This window comes from Promicromonospora kroppenstedtii, from assembly GCF_044389675.1.
Lineage (GTDB): Bacteria > Actinomycetota > Actinomycetes > Actinomycetales > Cellulomonadaceae > Promicromonospora > Promicromonospora kroppenstedtii.
This window is the reverse complement of record NZ_JBIRYI010000010.1, coordinates 92,124-112,995: the sequence shown is the minus strand read 5'-3', so window position 1 is coordinate 112,995 and position 20,872 is coordinate 92,124. Positions and strand designations below refer to the sequence as shown.

At 72.6% G+C, this 20,872-nt stretch carries 20 protein-coding genes; 5 read left to right on the top strand and 15 right to left on the bottom strand.

Annotation, left to right across the window (positions count from 1 at the left end; translation table 11 throughout):
- The first annotated feature begins 52 nt into the window (after window positions 1-52).
- Window positions 53-1,027: an aldo/keto reductase gene (locus tag ACH47X_RS17010; RefSeq protein ID WP_397405744.1), complete on the top strand. Its 975-nt coding sequence runs from the start codon at window positions 53-55 to the stop codon at window positions 1,025-1,027.
- Window positions 1,028-1,061: 34 nt separating this feature from the next.
- Here the strand turns inward: ACH47X_RS17010 and ACH47X_RS17005 are convergent, their stop codons facing one another.
- Window positions 1,062-1,385, bottom strand: a complete 324-nt coding sequence (locus ACH47X_RS17005; RefSeq protein ID WP_397405743.1) for a primosomal protein — start codon at window positions 1,383-1,385, stop codon at window positions 1,062-1,064.
- 117 nt (window positions 1,386-1,502) lie between these two features.
- Between ACH47X_RS17005 and ACH47X_RS17000 the strand changes: the two genes are divergently transcribed.
- Window positions 1,503-1,718, top strand: coding sequence for a DUF5703 family protein (locus ACH47X_RS17000; protein ID WP_020014707.1), 216 nt, complete (start codon window positions 1,503-1,505; stop codon window positions 1,716-1,718).
- Window positions 1,715-2,539: a fructosamine kinase family protein gene (locus tag ACH47X_RS16995; protein WP_397405742.1), complete on the top strand. Its 825-nt coding sequence runs from the start codon at window positions 1,715-1,717 to the stop codon at window positions 2,537-2,539. The genes ACH47X_RS17000 and ACH47X_RS16995 overlap by 4 nt, the downstream gene beginning before the upstream one ends.
- Before the next feature lie 97 nt (window positions 2,540-2,636).
- Here ACH47X_RS16995 and ACH47X_RS16990 read toward each other — a convergent pair whose 3' ends face one another.
- Window positions 2,637-3,974: a M20/M25/M40 family metallo-hydrolase gene (locus ACH47X_RS16990; protein ID WP_397405741.1), complete on the bottom strand. Its 1,338-nt coding sequence runs from the start codon at window positions 3,972-3,974 to the stop codon at window positions 2,637-2,639.
- Window positions 3,975-4,035: 61 nt separating this feature from the next.
- Window positions 4,036-6,138 carry a M3 family metallopeptidase gene (locus ACH47X_RS16985; RefSeq protein WP_397405740.1) on the bottom strand — a complete coding sequence of 701 codons (2,103 nt, stop codon included), beginning with the start codon at window positions 6,136-6,138 and terminating at the stop codon, window positions 4,036-4,038.
- A gap of 79 nt (window positions 6,139-6,217) precedes the next feature.
- Here ACH47X_RS16985 and ACH47X_RS16980 point away from each other — a divergent pair, with 79 nt between their 5' ends.
- The gene (locus ACH47X_RS16980) at window positions 6,218-6,712 is read left to right on the top strand and encodes a DUF6314 family protein (protein WP_397405739.1); all 495 of its coding nucleotides are present in this window, start codon (window positions 6,218-6,220) and stop codon (window positions 6,710-6,712) included.
- A gap of 123 nt (window positions 6,713-6,835) precedes the next feature.
- Here the strand turns inward: ACH47X_RS16980 and ACH47X_RS16975 are convergent, their stop codons facing one another.
- The 6 genes from ACH47X_RS16975 to ACH47X_RS16950 form a co-directional block, all read right to left on the bottom strand.
- Complete coding sequence (locus ACH47X_RS16975) at window positions 6,836-8,122, bottom strand: alginate lyase family protein (protein WP_397405738.1); 1,287 nt, start codon at window positions 8,120-8,122, stop codon at window positions 6,836-6,838.
- Window positions 8,122-9,468: a ricin-type beta-trefoil lectin domain protein gene (locus ACH47X_RS16970; protein WP_397405737.1), complete on the bottom strand. Its 1,347-nt coding sequence runs from the start codon at window positions 9,466-9,468 to the stop codon at window positions 8,122-8,124. The genes ACH47X_RS16975 and ACH47X_RS16970 overlap by 1 nt, the downstream gene beginning before the upstream one ends.
- A gap of 168 nt (window positions 9,469-9,636) precedes the next feature.
- Window positions 9,637-10,650 (bottom strand): chitinase, encoded by a 1,014-nt coding sequence (locus ACH47X_RS16965; RefSeq protein ID WP_397405736.1) that lies wholly within the window; start codon window positions 10,648-10,650, stop codon window positions 9,637-9,639.
- An 87-nt stretch (window positions 10,651-10,737) separates the two neighbouring features.
- On the bottom strand, window positions 10,738-12,375 hold the full coding sequence (locus tag ACH47X_RS16960; protein ID WP_397405735.1) for an ABC-F family ATP-binding cassette domain-containing protein: 1,638 nt from the start codon (window positions 12,373-12,375) through the stop codon (window positions 10,738-10,740).
- 246 nt (window positions 12,376-12,621) lie between these two features.
- Window positions 12,622-13,101 (bottom strand): DoxX family protein, encoded by a 480-nt coding sequence (locus ACH47X_RS16955; RefSeq protein ID WP_397405734.1) that lies wholly within the window; start codon window positions 13,099-13,101, stop codon window positions 12,622-12,624.
- A 128-nt stretch (window positions 13,102-13,229) separates the two neighbouring features.
- A complete protein-coding gene (locus ACH47X_RS16950; RefSeq protein ID WP_397405733.1) occupies window positions 13,230-13,802 on the bottom strand; it encodes a TetR/AcrR family transcriptional regulator in 573 nt (190 codons plus the stop codon).
- Window positions 13,803-13,908: 106 nt separating this feature from the next.
- Between ACH47X_RS16950 and ACH47X_RS16945 the strand changes: the two genes are divergently transcribed.
- A complete protein-coding gene (locus tag ACH47X_RS16945) occupies window positions 13,909-15,315 on the top strand; it encodes an FAD-dependent monooxygenase (protein WP_397405732.1) in 1,407 nt (468 codons plus the stop codon).
- A gap of 24 nt (window positions 15,316-15,339) precedes the next feature.
- On the opposite strand, the gene ACH47X_RS16940 is transcribed toward ACH47X_RS16945, so the two are convergent.
- From ACH47X_RS16940 to aspS, 6 genes are all read right to left on the bottom strand, one after another.
- Window positions 15,340-15,921 carry a DUF4190 domain-containing protein gene (locus ACH47X_RS16940; RefSeq protein WP_397405731.1) on the bottom strand — a complete coding sequence of 194 codons (582 nt, stop codon included), beginning with the start codon at window positions 15,919-15,921 and terminating at the stop codon, window positions 15,340-15,342.
- Between the two features lie 64 nt (window positions 15,922-15,985).
- A complete protein-coding gene (locus ACH47X_RS16935; RefSeq protein ID WP_397405730.1) occupies window positions 15,986-16,723 on the bottom strand; it encodes a DUF4190 domain-containing protein in 738 nt (245 codons plus the stop codon).
- Between the two features lie 124 nt (window positions 16,724-16,847).
- Window positions 16,848-17,417: a DUF4190 domain-containing protein gene (locus ACH47X_RS16930; RefSeq protein ID WP_397405729.1), complete on the bottom strand. Its 570-nt coding sequence runs from the start codon at window positions 17,415-17,417 to the stop codon at window positions 16,848-16,850.
- Between the two features lie 129 nt (window positions 17,418-17,546).
- Window positions 17,547-18,182, bottom strand: a complete 636-nt coding sequence (locus ACH47X_RS16925; RefSeq protein ID WP_397405728.1) for a DUF4190 domain-containing protein — start codon at window positions 18,180-18,182, stop codon at window positions 17,547-17,549.
- Window positions 18,183-18,287: 105 nt separating this feature from the next.
- A complete protein-coding gene (locus ACH47X_RS16920; protein ID WP_397405727.1) occupies window positions 18,288-19,067 on the bottom strand; it encodes a GNAT family N-acetyltransferase in 780 nt (259 codons plus the stop codon).
- The gene (gene aspS / locus ACH47X_RS16915) at window positions 19,064-20,851 is read right to left on the bottom strand and encodes an aspartate--tRNA ligase (RefSeq protein WP_036963075.1); all 1,788 of its coding nucleotides are present in this window, start codon (window positions 20,849-20,851) and stop codon (window positions 19,064-19,066) included. The genes ACH47X_RS16920 and aspS overlap by 4 nt, the downstream gene beginning before the upstream one ends.
- Window positions 20,852-20,872: the final 21 nt, after the last annotated feature.

Sequence of the window (20,872 nt, the reverse complement as noted above, 5' to 3'; positions counted from 1 at the left end):
CAACGGCGCGCCTCCTGACGCACCCGCTCCAGCCGCGGGTAGCCTGCCGCTCATGGAACGACGCCGGGTGGGCAGATCGGGCCTGCGGGTCTCGGAGCTCGGGCTCGGCACCATGACATGGGGCCGCGACACCGACGAGATCGACGCGGCCGAGCAGGTACGGGACTTCCTCGACGCCGGCGGCACCCTCGTCGACACGGCGGCCAGCTACGCCGACGGCGACTCCGAGCGTGTCATCGGCACGCTGCTCGGCGGCAAGGTGGCGCGCAGCGAGCTGGTGCTCGCCACCAAGGCCGGCATCCGCTCCGAGTCGCGGCCCGACGGCGGCCCCGGCCGCGTCGTGGACGCCTCCCGCGGGGCGCTGCTGGACAGCCTGGACGAGTCGCTGGTGCGCATGGGCACCGACCACGTGGACCTGTTCCTCGTGGCCTGCCCCGACCCGAACACGTCACTGGAGGAGACCTGCAACGCGCTGCGGATCGCCGTCACCAGCGGGCGCGCCCGCTACGTGGGGCTCAGCAACCACCCCGGCTGGGCCACGGCGCGCGTGGCCACGCTGCTGGAGCCCGACGTCGGCCTGGCCGCCGTCGAGCTCGAGTACTCGCTGCTGCAGCGCGGCGTGGAGCGCGACGTCATCCCCGCCACCGACGCCCTCGGGGCCGGGCTGCTCGCCTGGTCCCCGCTCGGGCGCGGGGTGCTCACCGGGAAGTACCGGCGCGCGATTCCCGGCGACTCCCGGGCCGCCGGGTCGCTGGCGGGCTTCGTGCAGCCGTACCTGGAGGGGCCGGCGTCCGCCGTCGTCGAGGCCGTTGCGACCGCTGCCGAGGGCCTGGGCCGCGCCGCCGGCGAGGTGGCGCTGGCCTGGCTCCTGGAGCGCGAGGGCATCGCGTCGGCGATCGTGGGCGCGCGGACGCCCACCCAGCTTCGTTCCTCGCTCACGGCGGCGACCCTCGAGCTGCCGTACGAGGTGCACGCCGCGCTCGACGACGTCTCCGCCCCCGACATCGGTTACCCGGAGCGCTGGTGACCGCCCGCCCGCCGGTGTCCTGGCCCTTGCCCGGTCAACGCTGCTGTGCGGGCTGGGGCTCCTCCTCGGCCTCGGCCTCGTCCAGGTCGTCGTCGAAGTCGATGTCGTCGAGGTCCTCGTCCGACTCCTCGTCCTCGTCCTCGTCGTCCTCGTCCACCTCGTCGGCCAGGTAGAACGGAGTCACCTCACCGAACACTGTCGCCAGGGAGTCCTCGTACACCTCGTAGGCGTCGGCGAGCACGTCGTAGGCGTCGTCGACTGCGGGGTCGTCGTCACTCCGGCGAGTGGCGACCGCGTGATGGTGGGCCTCGAGTGCGGCTACGAGGCGGTCGAGCGCGGCACGCGGTTCAACGGTCATGCCTTGAAGGTAGCGCCCCATGGGCCACAATGGGCAGACGAAAATTGTTGCTGTCACCGGTCTGCAACCAAACCGGCATAAACTGACCTCACCCACGACCCGAGGACGGTGCATCAGATGGCGAGAGACGGCTCCGTGTTCCGCAAGAACAGTCAGTACGAGTACCGCGTCGTGACCTTCGAGCCGGACACCACCGTGCCGGACGCCCGCAAGGCGCTCACCGACGAAGCCGAGTACGGCCGTTGGGAACTGGCACGGACCCTTCTCTACATCGGCGGCAGGCGCAAGGTCTGGCTCCGCCGCAAGATCATCAAGGTCTCCTCCACCCTGTGACGGACGGCGGCCCGGCGCCCGACGCGTTCCGCAAGGCCGATGCCGGCGCCCCCGCCGGGTTCTTCGCCCGCGAGGCGGCCGGCCTGGACTGGCTCCGCGTCTCCGGCGGGCCGCGCATCGTCGAGGTGCGCGACGTCGGTCCCGGTCACCTCGACCTGGAGCGTCTGCCGTCCGACTCACCACGCCCGCAGGACGGGCACGCCTTCGGGCGTGCCCTGGCCACCCTGCACGACGCCGGTGCGGCCGCGTTCGGCGCCGGGCCGCCCGCTGCCCGGGGCTGGTCCGGCGACCCGGCGGGATGGTTCGGGCCGCTGCGCGACCCGCTGCCGATGGTGGGCGGGACGTGGAGCTCCTGGCCGGAGTTCTACGCCGACGCGCGGCTGCGCCCGCTGCTCGACCAGGGCCGTGCGCGCGGTGTGCTCGACCGCGACGACGCCGCGCTGGTCGAGGCCGTCTGCACCCAGCTGCCCCGCCTCGCGGGTGCCGGCGCCGACGACGGCCCCGCACGCCTGCACGGGGACCTCTGGTCCGGCAACGTGCTGTGGGTCGGCGACGGGACGGCCGGCGCGACCGAGGCCGTGCTCATTGACCCGGCGGCCCACGGCGGGCACCGCGAGACCGACCTTGCGATGCTCGCGTTCTTCGGGGCACCGCACCTTCCCGAGATCCTCGCCGGGTACCAGGAGGCGCACCCGCTCGCGCCCGGCTGGCGCGACCGGGTGCGCCTGCACCAGCTCTACCCGCTGGCCGTGCACGCGGTGCTGTTCGGCCGCTCGTACCTGCCCAGGACGCGCGCGCTGCTCGCCGAGCTCGCGGCGTAGCAGGGCGGGCAGGCCCGCCGGTCGAGCCTGTGGAGACGGGTCTCGACAGGCTCGACCAGCGAACAGTCCGTCTCGACCGGCGCAGATCAGCGGGCCGTCAGCAGGTGGCGAGCAGGCGGTCCAGCACGCGTGTGCCGAACTTGAGGGCCTCGGTCGGCACCCGCTCGTCGACGCCGTGGAACATGCCGGCGAAGTCGAGGTCGTTGGTCAGCTGCAGCGGCGCGAAGCCGTATCCGGTGATGCCCAGGCGGTGCAGCGACTTGTTGTCCGTGCCGCCGGACAGCGTGTAGGGCAGCACCTTGGCGCCCGGGTCCTCTGCGTCGATCGCGGCCACCATCGCGTCGACCAGCGACCCGCTGAACGGCACCTCCAGGGCGGTGTCCAGGTGGATCGGCTCGATCCGGACGTTCGGCCCGGCGAGCTCGCGCAGCGTGGCCATCCCGGCCTCCTCGTGGCCTGGCAGGAGGCGCACGTCCACGGTCGCCTCGGCCCGGCCGGGGATCACGTTGGCCTTGTATCCGGACTCCAGCTGGGTCGGGTTCGACGTGTTGCGCACGGTGGCGCCCACGAACTTCGCGACCGGACCGAGCGCGTCGACCAGCGCGTCGATCGTGGTGGGGTCCTCGTAGTCCACGGGCAGACCCGTCAGGTCGCTCACGCCGCGCAGCAGCGCGTCGACCGTGGGCGTGACCGTGTACGGCCAGGCGTGCCGGCCGATCCGCGCGACGGCGGCGGCGAGCTCCGTGACCGCGTTCTCGTGGTTGACCTGCGAACCGTGCCCGGCGCGGCCGTCGGCGATCAGGCGCAGCCAGGCGATGCCCTTCTCCGCCGTCTGCAGGAGGTAGGCGCGCTTGCCGTCCACCTCGACCGAGTAGCCGCCCACCTCGGAGATCGCCTCGGTGGCGCCCTCGAACAGCTCGGGCTTGTTGTCCACGGCCCAGCGGGCGCCGTAGACGCCGCCTGCCTCCTCGTCGGCGAAGAACGCGACCACGACATCGCGCGCGGGCTTGCGGCCTTCGCGCACCATCTGCCGCACGACAGCCAGGATCATGGCGTCCATGTCCTTCATGTCGACGGCGCCGCGGCCCCACAGGAGCCCCTCGGTGAGCTCGGCGCCGAACGGGTCCACGCTCCAGTCGTCCTTCGCGGCGGGCACCACGTCGAGGTGCCCGTGCAGCACCAGCGCGGGCCGGGCCCGGTCCTGCCCCTCCAGCCGGACGACGACGGAGGCGCGCCCCGGGCTGGACTCGAACAGCTCGGGCTCCAGGCCCACCTCGTGCAGCAGCTCCATGACGTACTCGGCCGCGGCGCGCTCCCCCGGGCCCTCGTTGTCGCCGTAGTTCGACGTGTCGAACCGGATCAGCTCCTGGCAGATCCGGATGACCTCGTCGGCGGCGGTGGGCACGGGCGCGGAAGTCGGAACAGTCTCAGTCACAGGGGCCACGGTAACCGGCCGGACGGCCCGGCCGGTCACCCGTGGCCCCGCGTCCCATGACTCAGACGAGACCGCGACGCTCCAGCAGCGGCGTGATCTCCGCCGCCCGGCCCCGCAGGTCCGCGAACGAGGCCAGCGGGTCCTGCGACCCGCCGCGGGCGAGCAGCTTGCGCCGGAACGCCTCGCCGTTCTCCCGGGTCAGCCCGCCGTTCTCGGCGTACCACTGCACGGTGTCGGCGTCGAGCACCTCGGACCAGATGTACGAGTAGTACCCGGCCGAGTAGCCGCCGCCGAAGATGTGGTTGAAGTACGTGCTGCGGTAGCGGGGCGGCACGGAGGCGAAGTCCACGCCCGCGGCCGCGAGCGCCGCCGCCTCGAAGGGCAGCACGTCGTCGACCGAGGTCGGCACCTGGTCGGGCGTGAGCTGGTGCCAGGCCTGGTCGAGCAGCGCGGCGGCGAGGTACTCGGTGGTGGAGAAGCCCTCGCCCCAGACGCGGGAGGCCAGCATGGTGTCGACCCAGTGGGCGGGCATGGGCTCGCCGGTGGCGTGGTGCACCGCGAAGGACTTCAGGATCTCCGGGTCCCAGGACCACATCTCGTTGACCTGGGAGGGGTACTCGACGAAGTCGCGCGGCACGGAGGTGCCGGACTGCGAGGGGTAGCGCACGTCGCTGAGCAGGCCGTGCAGGGCGTGCCCGAACTCGTGGAACAGGGTGGTGACCTCGTCCCACACGAGCAGCGTGGGCTCGCCGGCCGGCGGCCCCACGATGTTGAGGTTGTTGACCACGACGGGCTTCTCGCCCAGCAGGCTGTTCTGCACGACGAGGCTGTCCATCCACGCCCCGCCGCGCTTGGACTCGCGGGTGTAGAAGTCGCCGAGGAACAGGCCGAGACCGGTGTTCGGCTCCCCCGGCTCGACGCTGTCGAACACCTCGAACACGCGGACGTCCGGGTGGTAGCCCGGCAGGTCGGGACGCTCGACGAAGGAGAGGCCGAACAGCAGGCCGGCCGCCTTGAAGACGCCGTCGCGCAGCACGCGCTCGAGCTCCAGGTAGGGGCGCAGTGCGGCGTCGTCCAGGTCGAAGCGCTCCTTGCGCACGGCCTCGTTGAGGTAGGACCAGTCCGCGGCGGGCACGCCGTCCGACGCCGGGGTGCCGCTCACCTTGGCGAGCTCGGCCGCCTCGCGTCGCGCGTTGGCGACGGCGGCGGGCGCGAGGCGCCCGAGCATCTCGTTGACGGCGGCGGTGGTGCCGGCGGTCGCGTCGGCGGCGATGTACGCGGCGTGGTGCTCGTAGCCGAGCAGCTGCGCGTGCCGGGCCCGCAGGCGGGCGAGCTCCAGGAGCACCTCACGGGTGTCGTTCTCGCCGCCGGTGGCGCCACGCGCCATGGACGCGCTCTGCACGCGCTCACGGGTGGCGGCGTCCTCCAGCGAGGCGAGCACGTTCTGGTGCGTGAAGAGCTGCATCTCCAGCAGCCAGCCGTCCTGGCCGCGCGCCTCGGCGGCGGCGCGGGCACCTGCCTTGGCGTCCGCGGAGAGCCCGGCGAGCTCGGCCTCGTCGGTCACGAGCACGCTCGCCTCGTTGGCGCCGGCCAGCAGCTTGCGCCCGAAGCTCGCCTCCAGCGTCGTGATGCGTGCGTTGAGCTCACGCAGCGTGTCCTGGTCCCCCGCGGACAGCGCGATGCCGGACCGCTTGAACTGCGTCATCTGCTTCTCGAGCAGGTAAGCGGTGTCGGGTTCGAGCACCAGGCCGCCGGCCGCCGCGGCGTCGGCCAGGGCCTTCGTGCGCGCGTGGAGGCGGGCGTCCATGTTGATCGCGTCCTGGTGGGCGGCGAACAGGGGCGCGAGCCGCTCCTGGACGTCCTCGAGCCCGGGGGTCGAGTCCGAGGGCAGCTGGTTGAAGTACGCGCGGGCGGCGCGGCCCAGGAGCTGACCGGAGCGCTCCAGCGCCTCCAGCGTGTTCTCGACCGTCGCGGGCTCGGGGTTGGTGGCGATGGCCTCGACCTCGGCCCGGTGGGCCGCCATGCCGGCCAGGATCGCGGGCTCGTAGTGCTCCTCGCGGATCGCGGAGAAGTCGGGCAGCCCGTACGGAAGGGTGGACGGCGCGGCGAAGGGGTTGGCCGGGTCCAGCTCCGTGGGCGTGGTGGTCTCATGGGTCGAGGTCATGGGGAACATCCTCGCCCATCGGCTGCCCCGGGGGCGCACGCTTTCCGTGGGGTCGGGACCGCGGTCTAGGGTCGTGGGCGTGGATCCGTTGCGACTCGTGGGCACCTGGGACTTCCGGCGGGAGATCCGGCACGCCGACGGCGCCGAGTACTCCGCCGACGGCGAGGCCCGGTTCTCGGTGGAGGACGACGGCCGCGTGCGCTGGGCGGAGCACGGCACGCTCCGCTGGGCCGCGGGCACGACGCCGGTGACGCGCACGCTGTTCATCGTCCGGGAGGCGGGGCACGACGGCGGGGCCGCGGCCGAAGGTAGGACCGAGCGCGGCGGCGGGGCCGCGTCCGGCGGCGGGGCCGCGTCCGACGGCGGGGCCGCTCCCGGGTGGCGGGTGACCTTCGAGGACGGCCGCGACTTCCACCCCTGGACCGCCGGCGCCGTCGAGCACCTGTGCGGACGGGACCTGTACCAGGGCGGCATCGAGGTGCCGGCGTCGCGGGCGTCGTCCTGGGAGCTGCGCTGGCACGTGACGGGCCCGGAGAAGGACTACCTGATGCACACCTGGTACACGGAGCGCTGACGTTCGGCAGCTTGCGGAGCACTCGGCAGTTGGCATCGAGATCGGCTCAGGCCTGAGCCGATCTCGATGCCAACTGCCGAGTCCGCCGTGCAAACTGCCGAGTCTGCGGGGCAAACTGCCGCGCTACGGCAGCACGTTCGGGTTGTCCGCGTGGGTCAGGGTCTCCCACGCGACGAACAGGTTGTTCGTTCCCGCCGGACGCGACGACTCCGTCAGGGCCTGCGTGTTGCTCATCGCGAACCCCTGCCGGTTGTGCAGGGCGTTGAAGCCGACCTCGGTGACCGGGCCGAGGCCCAGGTGCACCGACCCGCCGCAGAGCCAGGACGGGACGGCCGTGCCTCGCTGGTAGGTCGAGTGGAACCCGAGCGCGTGCCGCAGCCTCTCCCCCACCTGCGGGTACAGGTCGTCACCCTGGATCGCGGCGGTCTCGGCCACGTGCGAGATCGCCGAGATGCCGTAGCCGGTGTGCGTGAAGTCGCGACAGGTCTCCTGCGACAGGCCGTTGACCAGCGTGCGCTGGTTGTGCCAGTACGCGAAGATCTGGTCCGGTGTGTCCCGGCCGGAGCCCGGCACGGTGCGCGGCACCGAGCCGTCGGAGGTCAGGTAGATGAACGCGGGCACCCGGACCAGAAACCGCTGGCGGGCCGAGGCGTAGGCGTTGCGGTCGTCGAGGAAGATCGAGATCCCGACGGCGGCCTCCATCATCGACAGCTCCCAGTTGCCGTTGCTGTTGGAGCCGTTGATCACCTCGGGCAGGTAGACGTTCCGGAGCATCGTCTCGAACCGGTCGACGTCGGCCGCTGCCCAGCCCGCACCCGTGTACCGGATGATCTCCGCGGCGCGCGGCCACACCGAGCCGGCCCACGCCGTCTGCAGCGGGGCGTTGGAGTTGGTGTGGTCCCGGATCACCGGCGACCACGCGTTCATGATCGAGATCGCCTTCTGGGCGTACCTCGTGTCCCGGGTGATCGACCAGGCCAGGGCGTGGGTGTACGCCGCGATGGCGTCCTCGCGCTCGTCGGTGCACCCGTAGTTCGGGTTGGAGTACGACCCGCACTCGACCACGGCCCGCGGGTGCGGCGTGTAGGACAGCGACGCGTACCGGCTGCCCATCATCGAGTCGTATGCGCTCCGCCAGGGCTGCGCGCCCGCCTGGACGCGACCCCGGATGAAGTCGAGCTGCGGCGCGCTGACGTGCACGCCGGGGTGCGTGAACGTCGTCGGCACATCGGCGGGGACGGCGTCCGGAGCGACGTCCGGCACTGCCGCCGCCTGCTGCCCGACGACTGCGCGCGAGCCGGGCGCGGCGGCCGCGGTCCCGGCGGCTGCCACGGGCAGAACCAGCCCGACGGCGACGGCGAGCGCGAGCAGCACCCGGCTGCGGCCGGCCGACCTGCTACGGACCCTCATCAGAAGCCTCCCGTGATGCGTGTGAACTCGAACCCGGGCTGGTCCCGGTTGACGGACCAGAACGCCAGCCGCGTCAGGCCGTTGTTCCGCGCGTAGTCACGGATCTGCGTCCAGGCGGCGGTGGTGGTGATCTCGCCCTGGTCGGAGCTCCCGTTCATGCCGGAGATGCCCATGTGGGCGTAAGCCTGGGCGTCGGTCCAGCCGTTGGCCGACTTGAGCTGGTTCTTCAGCCCCTCGGACGCGTTGATCGTGTCCTGAGCGATGTTCGACGAGCCGAAGTTGAACGGCATGATCGTGTAGTTGTCGATCGGGACGCCGAGCTGCGCGGCCCGGTTGATCAGCCGGGTGCCCGCGCCCTCCGGCCCGCTGCGGCCCGTGCCGATCGTGACGGCGATCTTCACGTTCGGGTTGTTCTGCTTGACGATGATCAGGCCCTGGAGGATGCGGTCCTGCACGGTGTAGTTCTCGAACTCGTCGGAGTTCTCGATGTCGAAGTCCACGACGTTGGGCTGGTGCGCGTTGATGACCTGCTGCACGGCCCCGGCGTAGGCGGCCGGTGTCGAGCAGTTGGGGCCGAGCTTGTTGCCGGACCAGCCGCCGAACGAGATCTGTACCTGGCCGCCGGCGGCCTTGATCGCGTTGATGGTCTGCTGGTCGACGCCGCCGGTGAGCGGACGGCTGCCGTCCCACGCCGGGTTGCAGCCCCCGGAGGACAGGATGAACGCCATGGTGAACGCGCGCACACCGGTCTGGCTCATCACCGAGGTCGCGCTCGGCGGGTTGCCCCAGCCCAGGTACAGGTAGGGCGCGCCCGGCATCTTCGCCGGGTTCGGCTCCGGGTTGCCGCCGCCGGACGGCAGCGTCCAGCGCTGGTTGGCGCCGGCGAAGCAGTCCCAGAGCTGCAGCGGCGTGCCGTCCGCGGAGCTCGGCCCTGTGGCGTCCAGGCACTTGCCGAGCGCGCGCAGCGTGCCGTCCGCGCCCGCTGTCCAGCGCTGCGCGGCGCTGCCGTTGCAGTCCCAGAGCTGGATGCGGGCACCGTTCGCGGTGCTCGCGTCGGCGACGTCGAGGCACTTGCCGAGCGCCCGGACCGTGCCGTCGGAGCGTACGTCCCAGCTCTGGGCGTTCGTGCCGTTGCAGCCGTAGAGCTGGATCTGCGTCCCGTTCGCCGAGCTGGCCGCCGCGACGTCGACGCACTTGCCGCCGTAGCCGGTGATGGCGCCCGTGGCCGCCTGCGCGGGCACCGCACCACCGCCGAGCGTGAGCACCGTGGTGAGCCCCAGGGCCAGTGCCGCGAGGCCGCCGAGTCCACGCCATCGAAGAGCATGGCGCCGTTGACGTGCTTCCATGGTCGTCCTCCTCAAACTTTCAGGTCGGTAAGTGAGGAGAACGTACGACTTCCTTGACGCCCGCAACATTGGGGCTTACCCGTACAGGAACCACACAGGTTCTTGCTCGACGACGACGGGCACCGGCTCGCAGGCTGCGAACCGGTGCCCGTCGGCGAGGTGGCGAGGTCAGAACCCGGCGGTGATCCGCGTGAACTCGAGGTCCTCCTGCGCGATGCCGCTGCAGTTGGACGTCACGCCGCCGCCCTCGCAGCCGCGGTCGCGGTTCACGGCCCAGTACGCGAACCGGGTCAGCCCGTGGGAGCTCGCCCAGTCCCGGATCTCGGTCCACTGCGCCGGCGTCGTGGTCTCACCGACGTCGGACAGCCCGTTCATGCCGGAGATCCCGGAGTACGAGTAGGCCTGATCGTCGGACCAGCCGTGCGCGGCCGCGAGCTGGTCCTTCAGGCCCTCGGCGGCGTTGATCGTGTCGGCCACCATGTCGGAGCCCCCGAAGTCGAACGTCATGATCGTGTAGTTGTCGATCGGCGTGCCCAGCTCGGCGGCGCGCGTGATGAGGCGCGAGCCCGCCCCGCCCGGTCCGGTCGTCGTGGTCGGGATCGTCACGACGGCCTTCACGTCGGGGTTGTTCTGCTTGACGATCGCGATCCCCTGCAGGATGCGGTCCTGGACGGCGTAGTCCTCGTACTCGTCGGTGTTCTCGATGTCGAAGTCCACGACGTCGGGCCCGTGCGCGTCGATGACCTGCTGCACCGCGCCCGCGAACGCCTCCGGGCTGGAGCAGTTCGGGCCGAGCTTGTTGCCCGAGTAGCCGCCGAAGGAGATCTGCACCTGGCCGCCCGCGGCCTTGATCGCGTCGATCGTCTGCTCGTCGGTACCACCCGTCAGCGGCCGTTGGCCGTCCCACGCGGGCGTGCAGCCGCCGGACGACAGCATGAACGCCATGGTGAACGCCGAGACCCCGGTCTCGCTCATCACCGAGGTGGCGTTCTGCGGGTCGCCCCAGCCCAGGTACAGGTAGGGCGCGCCGGGCATCTTCTCCGCCAGGGCCTCCGGTTCCGCCTGCACGTCGGCCCGCGGACCCGCGATCTCCATCGCGCCGGCGCCGACCATGCCGCTGCCGGCCAGGACCATCGCGGTCACGGCGCCGAGCAGTGCGAGGCGCCTCGGGTTGGTCTTCATCGTCGTCTCCCGAAGATGTCGGTCGGATAAGTAAAGAGACCGTACAACCGGGGTGAAAAATGGCGCATCAGGGTAATCACGTACGCCTCAGGCCCGCACGTGCGTCAGGTTGCCCGCCGTGTCCAGCCGGATCTCGGCGTCCAGTCCGAGCCGCTCCAGGAACGCCGAGTCGTGGCTGACCACCAGCAGCGCGCCACGGTACGCGGACAGCGCGTCGACGAGCTGGTCGGTGCTCGCGATGTCGAGGTTGTTCGTCGGCTCGTCCAGCACCAGGAGCTGCGCCGGCGGGTCCGCCAGCAGCAGCCGCGCCAGCGCCACCCGGAACCGCTCGCCGCCCGACAGCGTCGCCACCGGCCGGTCCACCGCCGCACCCCGCACCAGGAACCGCGCCAGCAGGTTGCGCAGCTCCCCCGGCGGCACGTGCGGCGCGCCCTCACGCACCGCGTCCAGCACCGACGACGCGTCGTGCAGCACGTCGACCCGCTGCGGCAGGTACGCCACGCGCTCGGTCAACAGCTCACCCGACGCGCCCGACCGCTCACCGTCAGTCGTGCCGTCCGTCGCGTTGCCCGACCCGTTGCCCGACCCGCCGTCCGCGCCCGACAGCAGGCGCTCCAGGAGCGTCGTCTTGCCGACGCCGTTCGGGCCCGTCAGCGCGATCCGCTCCGGACCCTGGACCACCACCTCGCGGCCGTCCGCGCCCCGCAGCACTGCCAGCCGGCGCCCGGCCGGCACGTCCGGGTCGGGCAGGACCACCGAGATCCGGTCGTCGTCGCGCACCGCGCGCTCCGCCAGGTCGACGGCGGCGCGCGCGGCGTCCACCTTGTCGTCCAGCATCCCCCGGCGCGCACCGGCCGACTTCTCCGCGCTGTTGCGCCGGTCGTTGATCACGGCCTTGACGTACTTGCTGTTCGCGGCGTCCTTGCGGCCCTTGCGCTCGCTGTGCGCGATGCGCTCCTCCGCCTCGATCCGCTGCCGCTTCTCGCGGCGCAGCGTCTGCTCGGCCGCACGCAGCGTCTGTGCGGCGGCCTCCTGCTGCACCTGGAGCCACGCCCGGTACTCCGAGTAGGGGCCGCCGAACGTCGTCAGGGACCCGGCACGCAGCTCGGCCGTGTCGTCCATCAGCTCCAGCAGCGCCAGGTCGTGCGAGACCACGACGAGCGCGCCCCGCCAGCCCCTGACCAGCTCGTACAGGCGCTCGCGCGCTGCGCCGTCGAGGTTGTTGGTCGGCTCGTCGAGCAGCGCGACGGAGGCGGCGCCGCTCGACTGGCGCAGCCGCACGCCGGTGATCGCGGTCAGCATGGTCTCGCCGCCGGAGAGGGTGGCGACCGAGCGGTCGAGCCCGGTGGGCAGACCGGTCGCCGAGAGCAGCGCGACGGCCCGCTCCTCGACATCCCAGTCGTCGCCCACGGTGTCGAAGTGCGCCTCGTCGACGTCGCCCGCCTCGATGGCGCGCAGGGCACGGACCACGGGCGTGATGCCGAGCAGGTCGGCGACCGTGGCGTGCACGTCGAGCGTGATGCGCTGCGGCAGGTAGTCGGCGGTGCCACTGAGGGCGACACGACCCGACGTGGGCGCCAGCAGGCCGGCGACGACGCGCAGCAGCGTGGACTTACCGGCTCCGTTGAGGCCGGTCAGGCCGGTGCGGCCGCGGCCGAAGGCGCCGGAGACGTGATCGAGCGCGACGGCGCCGTCGGGCCAGGCAAAGGTGACGTCGTGCAGCACGACAGAAGGGTTGGACAACACAGCAAGGACTCCCGGGTGGTGGCTGATGCCGACGCCCGGAGCCCTCGGGGAGAGGGCAGGCGTCAGCGCGAGGTGTTCTCGTACCGGGAGATGCCCGTCATCACAGTCCTTGTCAGTCGCTCCCTCACACGCGCGGCACACCCGCAGGAGCGAACACAGCCTGACATGGGACGACGTCGGGGCGCAACGTGAATCACGGCACGCCCCGACGCGGTCACCGCCCTGTCACCGGCCGGTGAGCACGGCGCCGCGGATGCGCTCGCTGCGCAGGAACAGCGCGGCCCAGATACCCACCGCGAACAGGACGGGCGTCAGCGCGTGCGCCAGGGAGTCCTCCAGGCGGACGTGCGCGGCAACGGCGCCGCCCAGGTAGGCGGTGAGGAGCAGGGCGCCGAGGAACGCCGTCCAGGGCACCACGTAGAGCAGGACGGCGACCCCCTGCAGCACGCCGATCAGGAGGACCGCCGAGGCCGGGTAGCCGATGGCCTCGAACATGCCGACCGACCGCTCGGACTCGGTGAGCTGTCCGTAGGCGCCCTGGGCGAGCTGCGCCGCGACGGCCAGGGTGACCACCCACCCGAGCACGGGCGCCGCCCGCCGGATCAGGGGCGCCGCCCGATCGACGAGGGGCCGGCCGGTCCGGGCCGGGGTACGGGCGGCGGTGCGGTCGGGGGTGCGCGTGGAGCCGGATGTATCGATGGACATGGCGTGGTCTCCGTTTCTGCGACGACGGCGGCGCGGTCCCGGAAACGTACGGCGCGGCCTGTCCGGTGAACACGGCACTAACCGTTTAACAGCGACGGGTCGACCGCCACAGGCTGGGAGCTCTCCGGTCAGGGCTCAGGCGCCGTGAGGTACCGCTGCACGGTCGGCCCCACCCAGGCGACGAGGTCGGCCCGCGACATCTGAGCGGCGGGACCGAAGCGCAGCACGTACCGCACCAGGGCCATGCCGAGCACCTGCGAGGCCACCAGCGCGGCTCGGCGCGCGGCGTCCGCCCGGGTCGCCACGAACCGCTCGGCGAGCGGCAGGATCTGGCCGGAGAACACGCCGCGCATCCGCTCGGCGCCTGCCTCGTTGGTCACGCCGACACGCAGGAGGGTCTGCAGCACGCTGTCGTGCTCCCAGAGGTCCAGGAAGTGCCCCACGAGAACGGTCCCGACGTCGTCCGCGGAGATCTCGGCCAGGTCCGGGAGCACCAGCTCCACGTCGATGACGGCCGCGAACAGGCCCTCCTTGGAGCCGTAGTAGCGCATCACCATCGACGGGTCGATGCCTGCGTCCTGCGCGATGGCGCGCACCGTGGCGCGCTCGTAGCCGTCGGCCGCGAACCGCGTCCGGGCCGCGTCCAGGATCGCCGCCCGGGTCACGTCGGACCGGCGCCGCGGAACATCCGTGTCTGCCATGCCAACAACTGTATGCCAACATCCGTTGACCTCTGCCGCACGGGTCCGCTATGTTGGTCAACAGGCGTTGGCAAACACTCGTTGACTCAGCTCGCAGGAGGACACCATGGACGCGGACGTCGTAGTCGTCGGGGCGGGACCGACCGGCCTGCTGCTCGCCGGAGATCTGGCCACGGGCGGGGCGCGCGTCATCGTGCTGGAGAAGCGGCCGGCCGGGCTGAGCAACCTGACCCGGGCGTTCGCCGTGCACGCACGCAGCCTGGAGGTCCTGGACGCGCGCGGGCTGGCGGACGAGCTGCTCACCCGCGGGCAGCCGGTCACCAGCCTCCGGCTCTTCCAGCGGCTCACCATCGACCTGGCCGGCCTGCCGTCCCGGTTCCGGTACGTGCTGATCGCGCCCCAGTACGAGGTGGAGCGGCTGCTGCGCCGCCGCGCCGAGGAGGCGGGCGTCGTCTTCCGGCACGACCTGCAGGTCAGCGGCCTCGTCCAGGACTCCGACGGCGTCACGGTCACCACCGCCGACGGGGCGAGCCTGCGCGCCCGGTACGTCGTCGGCGCCGACGGCGCGCGGTCCACCGTGCGCGGCGCGGTCGGCATCCCGTTCCCCGGCCGGGCCGTGATCCGCTCGATGGTCCTGGCCGACGTGCGGCTGGCACGGCGGCCCGCCGACCTGCTCACGGTAGCCGCCGCGAACGACTCGCTCGGGTTCCTCGCCCCGTTCGGCGACGGCTGGTACCGGTTCATCGGCTGGCACGGCGACCGCGACGTGAGCGAGGACGAGCCCGTCGACCTCGACGAGGTGCGCGCCATCGCCCGCGCCACGCTGCACGACGACTTCGGCATGACCGAGGCGCGCTTCCTGTCCCGCTTCCACGCGGACGAACGGCAGGCCCCCACCTACCGTGCCGGCCGGGTCTTCCTCGCCGGCGACGCCGCGCACGTGCACAGTCCCGCGGGCGGCCTGGGCATGAACACCGGCATGCAGGACGCCGCCAACCTCGGCTGGAAGCTCGCCGCCGCGCTCCGCCTGCCCGACGACACGGCCGGCGTGGTGCTGGAGAGCTACGACACCGAGCGGCACCCGGTGGGGCGGCAGGTGCTGCGCACCAGCGGCGGGATCCTGCGGGTCGCGACCCTGCCGGGCCCGTTCGTCGCGGCGGTGCGGAGCGGCGTCGTCGGCCTGGTGTCACGGGTGGCGCCCGTGCGCCGCCGGGCGGCGCTCACCGTGTCCGCGCTCGGCGTCGCCTACCCGCGCCCGCACGGGGCGCACCCGCTGGTCGGCACGCGGGCGCGCGACCTGCCGCTGGAGGGTGGCACGCGCCTGGCCGAGGCACTCCGCGCGGGCCGGTTCGTGCTGGTCGCGCCCGCCGGGGCCCCGACGCCGGACCTCCCCGCCGCGCTCGGCGAGGTGGACCCCGCCGAGCGCGTCGTGACCCGCCGGACCGACGGCGGCGCGACGGCCCTGCTGGTGCGGCCCGACGGGTACGTGGCCGACGCGTCCGCGGGTGCGTGATCCGCGGCCCCGCCAGGCGGCGGCTCAGTACTCGTAGTCGTAGGTGGAGGTCGTCTCGTCGAAGAAGCCCTCACGGAACTCCGGGATGCTGAACAGGATGACGAGCCCGACCACCGCGAGGAGGGTGAGGCCGATCGTGACCCAGCCGGTGATGAGCCCGGCGAGGCCCATGCCGCCGTTGTCCGCCAGGCCCTCCTTCTGCGCCCTGCGGCTGAGGTGCCCGGTGATGACCGCCGGGATGCCGGCGAGGAACCCGACCCCGCAGCTGAACAGCATGATGACGCTCAGGATGCCGAGCACGAGGGACCAGATGCCCAGGGCGTTCTTCTCGGGCGGGGCGACGTAGCCGTAGGCCGCGCCGTACTGGTAGGGCTGGCCGGGATACGGCTGGCCCGGATAGGGCTGGCCCGGTCCGTACGGCTGCTGGTGGGGCTGAGCCCCGTACGGCGGCGGCGCGGGCTGCTGCGGGTAGGGCTGCCCGTAAGGGCTGGGCGGCGCCGGCTGGTCGAGTGCGGGCTGGTCCGGTGCAGGCCCTGGCCGGGCACCCCGGTCGGCGGGCGGTGCGGGCGGGTCGTAGGGCGACTTCCACTCGTCGGGCTGGGTCATGCTTCCACCTTCCACCAGGTACGCGGGACGCGGACACGCGGCCGGGCGCTCGTACGTGGGCCGCTCACGACTGGGACACGGAGAACGCGGCGCCGAGGAGCCCGAAGAACAGGAACATGATCCACACGAGGATCCCGACGCCGAAGAGGCCCACGTTGATCCAGCCGAGGACCAGCCCCGCCGTCGCCGAGCCGGGGTTGTTCGCCAGTCCCTCGCGGACCGCCTTGCGGCTCGCGTTCCCGGTGAAGATCGCGACGACGCCGAGCACGAGCGGGCACATGATCCAGCTCAGGATGCCCGTCACCAGCGACCAGACGCCCAGGTCGTTCTTCGGCGGCGCGGGCGCGTAGCCGTACTGGTACTGCGGCGGGTACGGCTGGACCTGACCGGAGGCGTACTGCCCGGAGGTGTACTGGCCCGTGGGGTACTGGCCCGACGGGTACTGGACCGGCTGGCCAGTGGGGTACTGGCCCGACGGGTACTGGCCGGACGGGTACTGGGCAGGCTGGCCCGCAGCGTTCTGCTCCGGGTGGACCATGGCGTCCTGGACCGGCGGGACCGGCGGACCCGACACGTGCTGCACGGGGTGGCCGTACACCGGCGCGGCGGGCGTCGTCGGCCCGGCAGGCGACGTCGGGGACGCGGGCCCGTAGGGCGACGTCGGCTGCTCCGCCGTCGGCTGGGCGGGCGCCGGCTGGTCGGGCGCCGGCTGGGCGGGAACCGGCTGGTCGGGCGCCGGCTGCGCGGGCGCCGGCTGGTTCTGCGGGCCGGTCGCGGTGGGCCCGTCGTCGGGCTGGGTCATCGTGCTGCCTTCCGTGCTTCAGCCGCGCCGGGTGGCGCGGACGGGTGGGGACGAGTCAGCCCGCCACGACCCGGGTGATCTCACCTCGGGTCGCGACGGGCTGACCGACTGCCGGGATGCGGACTCAGCTGTTCTCGAGCTCGTCCATGAGCTCTTGGAGCTCCGGGTCCATGGTCGCGCCGCTGTCGCCGAGCTCCTGCTCGTAGCTGTTCTGGAGCTCCTGCTCGAATCCGTCCTGGAACTCCGGCGTGGAGACCACGAAGGCGAAGAACGCAATGTACGCGATGATGCCGAGGGTCACCAGCACGGTGCCGATCCAGCCGAGGATGAGGCCCGCAAGGCCCATGCCACCGTTGTTGGCGAGGCCCTCGCGCTGCGCCTGGCGGCTCTTGACACCCGTGATGATGGCAGCGATACCGGTGAGCAGGCCGCAGCCCAGCACCGAGAGGATGCCCAGCACGAGCGACCAGACGCCCAGGCTGTTCTTCGGCAGCGGAGCGCCGTAGCCGGGCTGGCCGCCCTGCGCGTATACGGGCGCCTGCGCGTCCCCCTGCTGCGGGTACGGCGACTGCTGGTACGGCTGCTGCTCGTACGGGGCAGGCTGGCCCGGAACCGCGCCCGGCTGGCTCTGCTCGGGCTGCTGCGGCTGCTGCGGCGGGTCGTAAGGAGACTGGCCCCCGTCAGGCTGGGTCATCGTGCTGCCTCTCTGGTTGCTCGGTACCGGGGCCTGTCCGGCCCGGAGGTGCCAAACCTACAGGTAGGACCCCCCGCGCGGCAGGAAAACCGCACGGGGAGCCCTACCCCGGTCCGAACGACTTCCTGGTCAGTAGCTCCAGTCGTTGGGGTCGCGCATCTGGTCCCAGTTGATGCCGCCGGCGAACAGGCCGACCGCCAGCGCGATGACGAAGAAGATGATGCCGACCACCACCAGCGCGACGTTGATCCAGCCCAGGATCAGGCCCGCGGTACCCATCCCGCGGTTGTTCGCGAGGCCCTCGTCGGCGGCCCTGCGGCTCATGGTGCCCGTGATGATCGCCGCGATCCCGAGCAGCAGCGGGCAGAACACGTAGCTGAGGATCCCCGTGACCAGGGCCCACACGCCCAGGTCGTTCTTGGGCGGCGTCTGGGAGTACCCGTACTGGGGTGCGGTCGCCGGGCCGCCGGGCTCGCCGTACGGCGTCGGGGCGCTGTGCTGCCCGTGCTGGGCGTACGGCGCGTTCGGGTCGGGACCGGGGTGCCGCGGGGAGCCCGGGTCCTGCGGTCCGGGCTGCCGGGAGCCCGGCTGTTGCTGGTCGGGCTGCTGCGGCGTGGGCTGCTGCTCGGAGCCGTACGGCTGGCCGGGGAGCGGCTGGGTGGGTGAGCCCTCGGGGACCTGCGGCGAGGACGACCCGGGCAACGGCTGCGTAGGCGGCGTCTCCGGCTGGGGATCGCGCGGCGTACCGCCCTCGTTCTCGGTCATGAGGCTGCCTTCCCTTCCAGATCAGGGTCCTGGGGGACGCCGGGTCCGGTGCCCCACACTCCACCTAACCAGGGTTGGCTCCGACCTGCGCGGGAACGCCGGGCGTCAGCTCGGCCGCCAGGTCTCCACCTCGTGCGCCACCGCGAAGCCGAGCCGTTCGTACATGCGCCGTGCGCCGTCGTTGTCGTCGTACAGGCCGAGCGTGACCAGGCCGTGCTCGGCCACGCCGTCCGCCGTCATCCGCGCCGTCAGTGCGCCGCCGTAGCCACGGCCGCGGTACGCGGGCAGCGTGCCGATGGCACCGAGGTGCGCCGCGCCGGCCGGGACCGGGGTCGCCGAGCCGACGGCGACGAGCGCACCGCCGCCGACGTCGCCGGCTGCCGGCTCCCGCACGCCGTACCAGCGGGCCGCGCGAGCCCGGGGGCCGCGCGCACCCGCGTGCGTGTCCGGGTTCGCCTCCGTGAGCACCGCCTCGATCTCGTCCACGTCCCGGTCGAGGTCGAGCAGCTCCACGACGGGCGCGCCGTCGTCGGGCACGGGCGGGGCCACCTCGGTGACCATGCGGTCCCAGGTGGTGGCGGGACCGAGGCCCCAGCCGGCCAGCACCTCGCCGGCCAGGGCCCCGGTGCCGCGCGTGACGGTCGCGGCCACGACGTCGGCCTCGGGCTCCACGGTGGCCAGGAGACGCGCCAGCCGAGCGGGCCGCCCGACGGCGTTCAGCCACCGGCCGGGCCGCTCCCCTGTCGGGTCCGCCAGCTCCAGGACGGCGGCCGCGCCCGTGTCGGCACGGCCGCTGCTGTCCGTCCAGGCGCGTGTGACGTCGAGGAGGTCGGCGCGCACCCGGTGGAAGACGTGGTCGAGCCCGTGACCGTCCAGGCGCGTCACGCGGTGGGGGCCGCCACGGGCGCGGCCTCGGGCGTGAAGTCCACGCCGGCCTCCTTGCGCTGCTCCGGCGTGATCGGCGCCGGGGCCGCCGTCAGCGGGTCGAACCCGCCGCCCGACTTCGGGAACGCGATGACGTCGCGGATCGAGGCCGACCTGGTCAGCAACGACACGATGCGGTCCCAGCCGAACGCGATGCCGCCGTGCGGCGGGGCGCCGAAGGCGAAGGCGTCGAGGAGGAAGCCGAACTTCTCCTGCGCCTCCTCGTGGCCGATGCCCATCACCTCGAAGACGCGCTCCTGCACGTCACGGCGGTGGATACGGATCGAGCCGCCGCCGATCTCGTTGCCGTTGCAGACGATGTCGTAGGCGTAGGCCAGGGCCTCGCCCGGCTCCTTCTCGAACGAGTCGATCCACTCGGGCGTGGGCGACGTGAACGCGTGGTGCACGGCGGTCCAGGCGGACGAGCCGAGGTCGACGTCGTCGTCCTCGCCGGCCGGCTTGAACAAGGGCGCGTCGACGACCCAGACGAAGGACCAGGCGTTCTCGTCGATGGCGCCGGTCTTGTGCGCGATCTCCAGGCGGGCCGCGCCGAGCAGGGCCCGCGCCTCCGACGTCTTGCCGGCGGCGAAGAACACGGCGTCGCCCGGCTGGGCGCCGGTCGCGGCCGCGAGGCCCGCGCGCTCGTCGTCGGACAGGTTCTTGGCGACGGGGCCGCCGAGCTCGCCCTCCTCCGTGAAGGTCACGTACGCGAGGCCGCGGGCGCCGCGCTGCTTGGCCCACTCCTGCCAGGCGTCGAACTGGCGGCGCGGCTGGGCCGCCCCGCCGGCCATGACGACGGCGCCGACGTACTCGGCCTGGAACACGCGGAACGGGGTGTTCGCGAAGTAGGAGGTGAGCTCGACGATCGGGTTCTCGAAGCGCAGGTCCGGCTTGTCCGTGCCGTACAGGCGCATGGCCTCGTGGAACGTGATGCGCTGGATGGGCGTCGGGATCTCGACGTCGACCAGCGCCCACAGGGCCTGGAGGATCTTCTCGCCGAGGGCGATCACGTCCTCCTGGTCCACGAAGCTCATCTCGACGTCGAGCTGCGTGAACTCCGGCTGACGGTCCGCGCGGAAGTCCTCGTCGCGGTAGCAGCGGGCGATCTGGTAGTAGCGCTCCATGCCGCCGACCATGAGGAGCTGCTTGAACAGCTGCGGCGACTGCGGCAGGGCGTACCAGGAGCCGGGCGCCAGGCGGGCCGGGACCAGGAAGTCGCGGGCGCCCTCGGGCGTGGACCGGGTCAGGGTCGGCGTCTCGATCTCGACGAAGTCCTGCTCGTCGAGCACGCGGCGCGCGGCCTGGTTGGCCTTGGCGCGCAGGCGCAGCGCGTGGGCGGGGGCCGGGCGGCGCAGGTCGAGGTAGCGGTGCTTGAGACGCGCCTCCTCGCCGATCACCTCGGTGTCCGCGAGCGCCGTCGAGACCTGGAACGGCAGCGGGGCCGACTCGTTCAGGGTGACGACCTCGGTGGCGACCACCTCGATCTCGCCGGTGGCGAGGTTGGGGTTGGCGTTTCCCTCGGGCCTGCGGCCGACCTCGCCGGTGACCTGCAGCACGAACTCGGCGCGCAGCGGGTGGGCGATCTCCTCGTCGCGGATGACGACCTGGGCGATGCCGGACGCGTCGCGCAGGTCGATGAACGCCACTCCTCCGTGATCACGGCGGCGGTCGACCCAGCCCGTGAGGGTGACGGTCTGGCCGATGTGCTCGGCCCGCAGTGAGCCGGCCGTGTGGGTGCGGAGCACGGAGAGGTCCTTTCATGACGG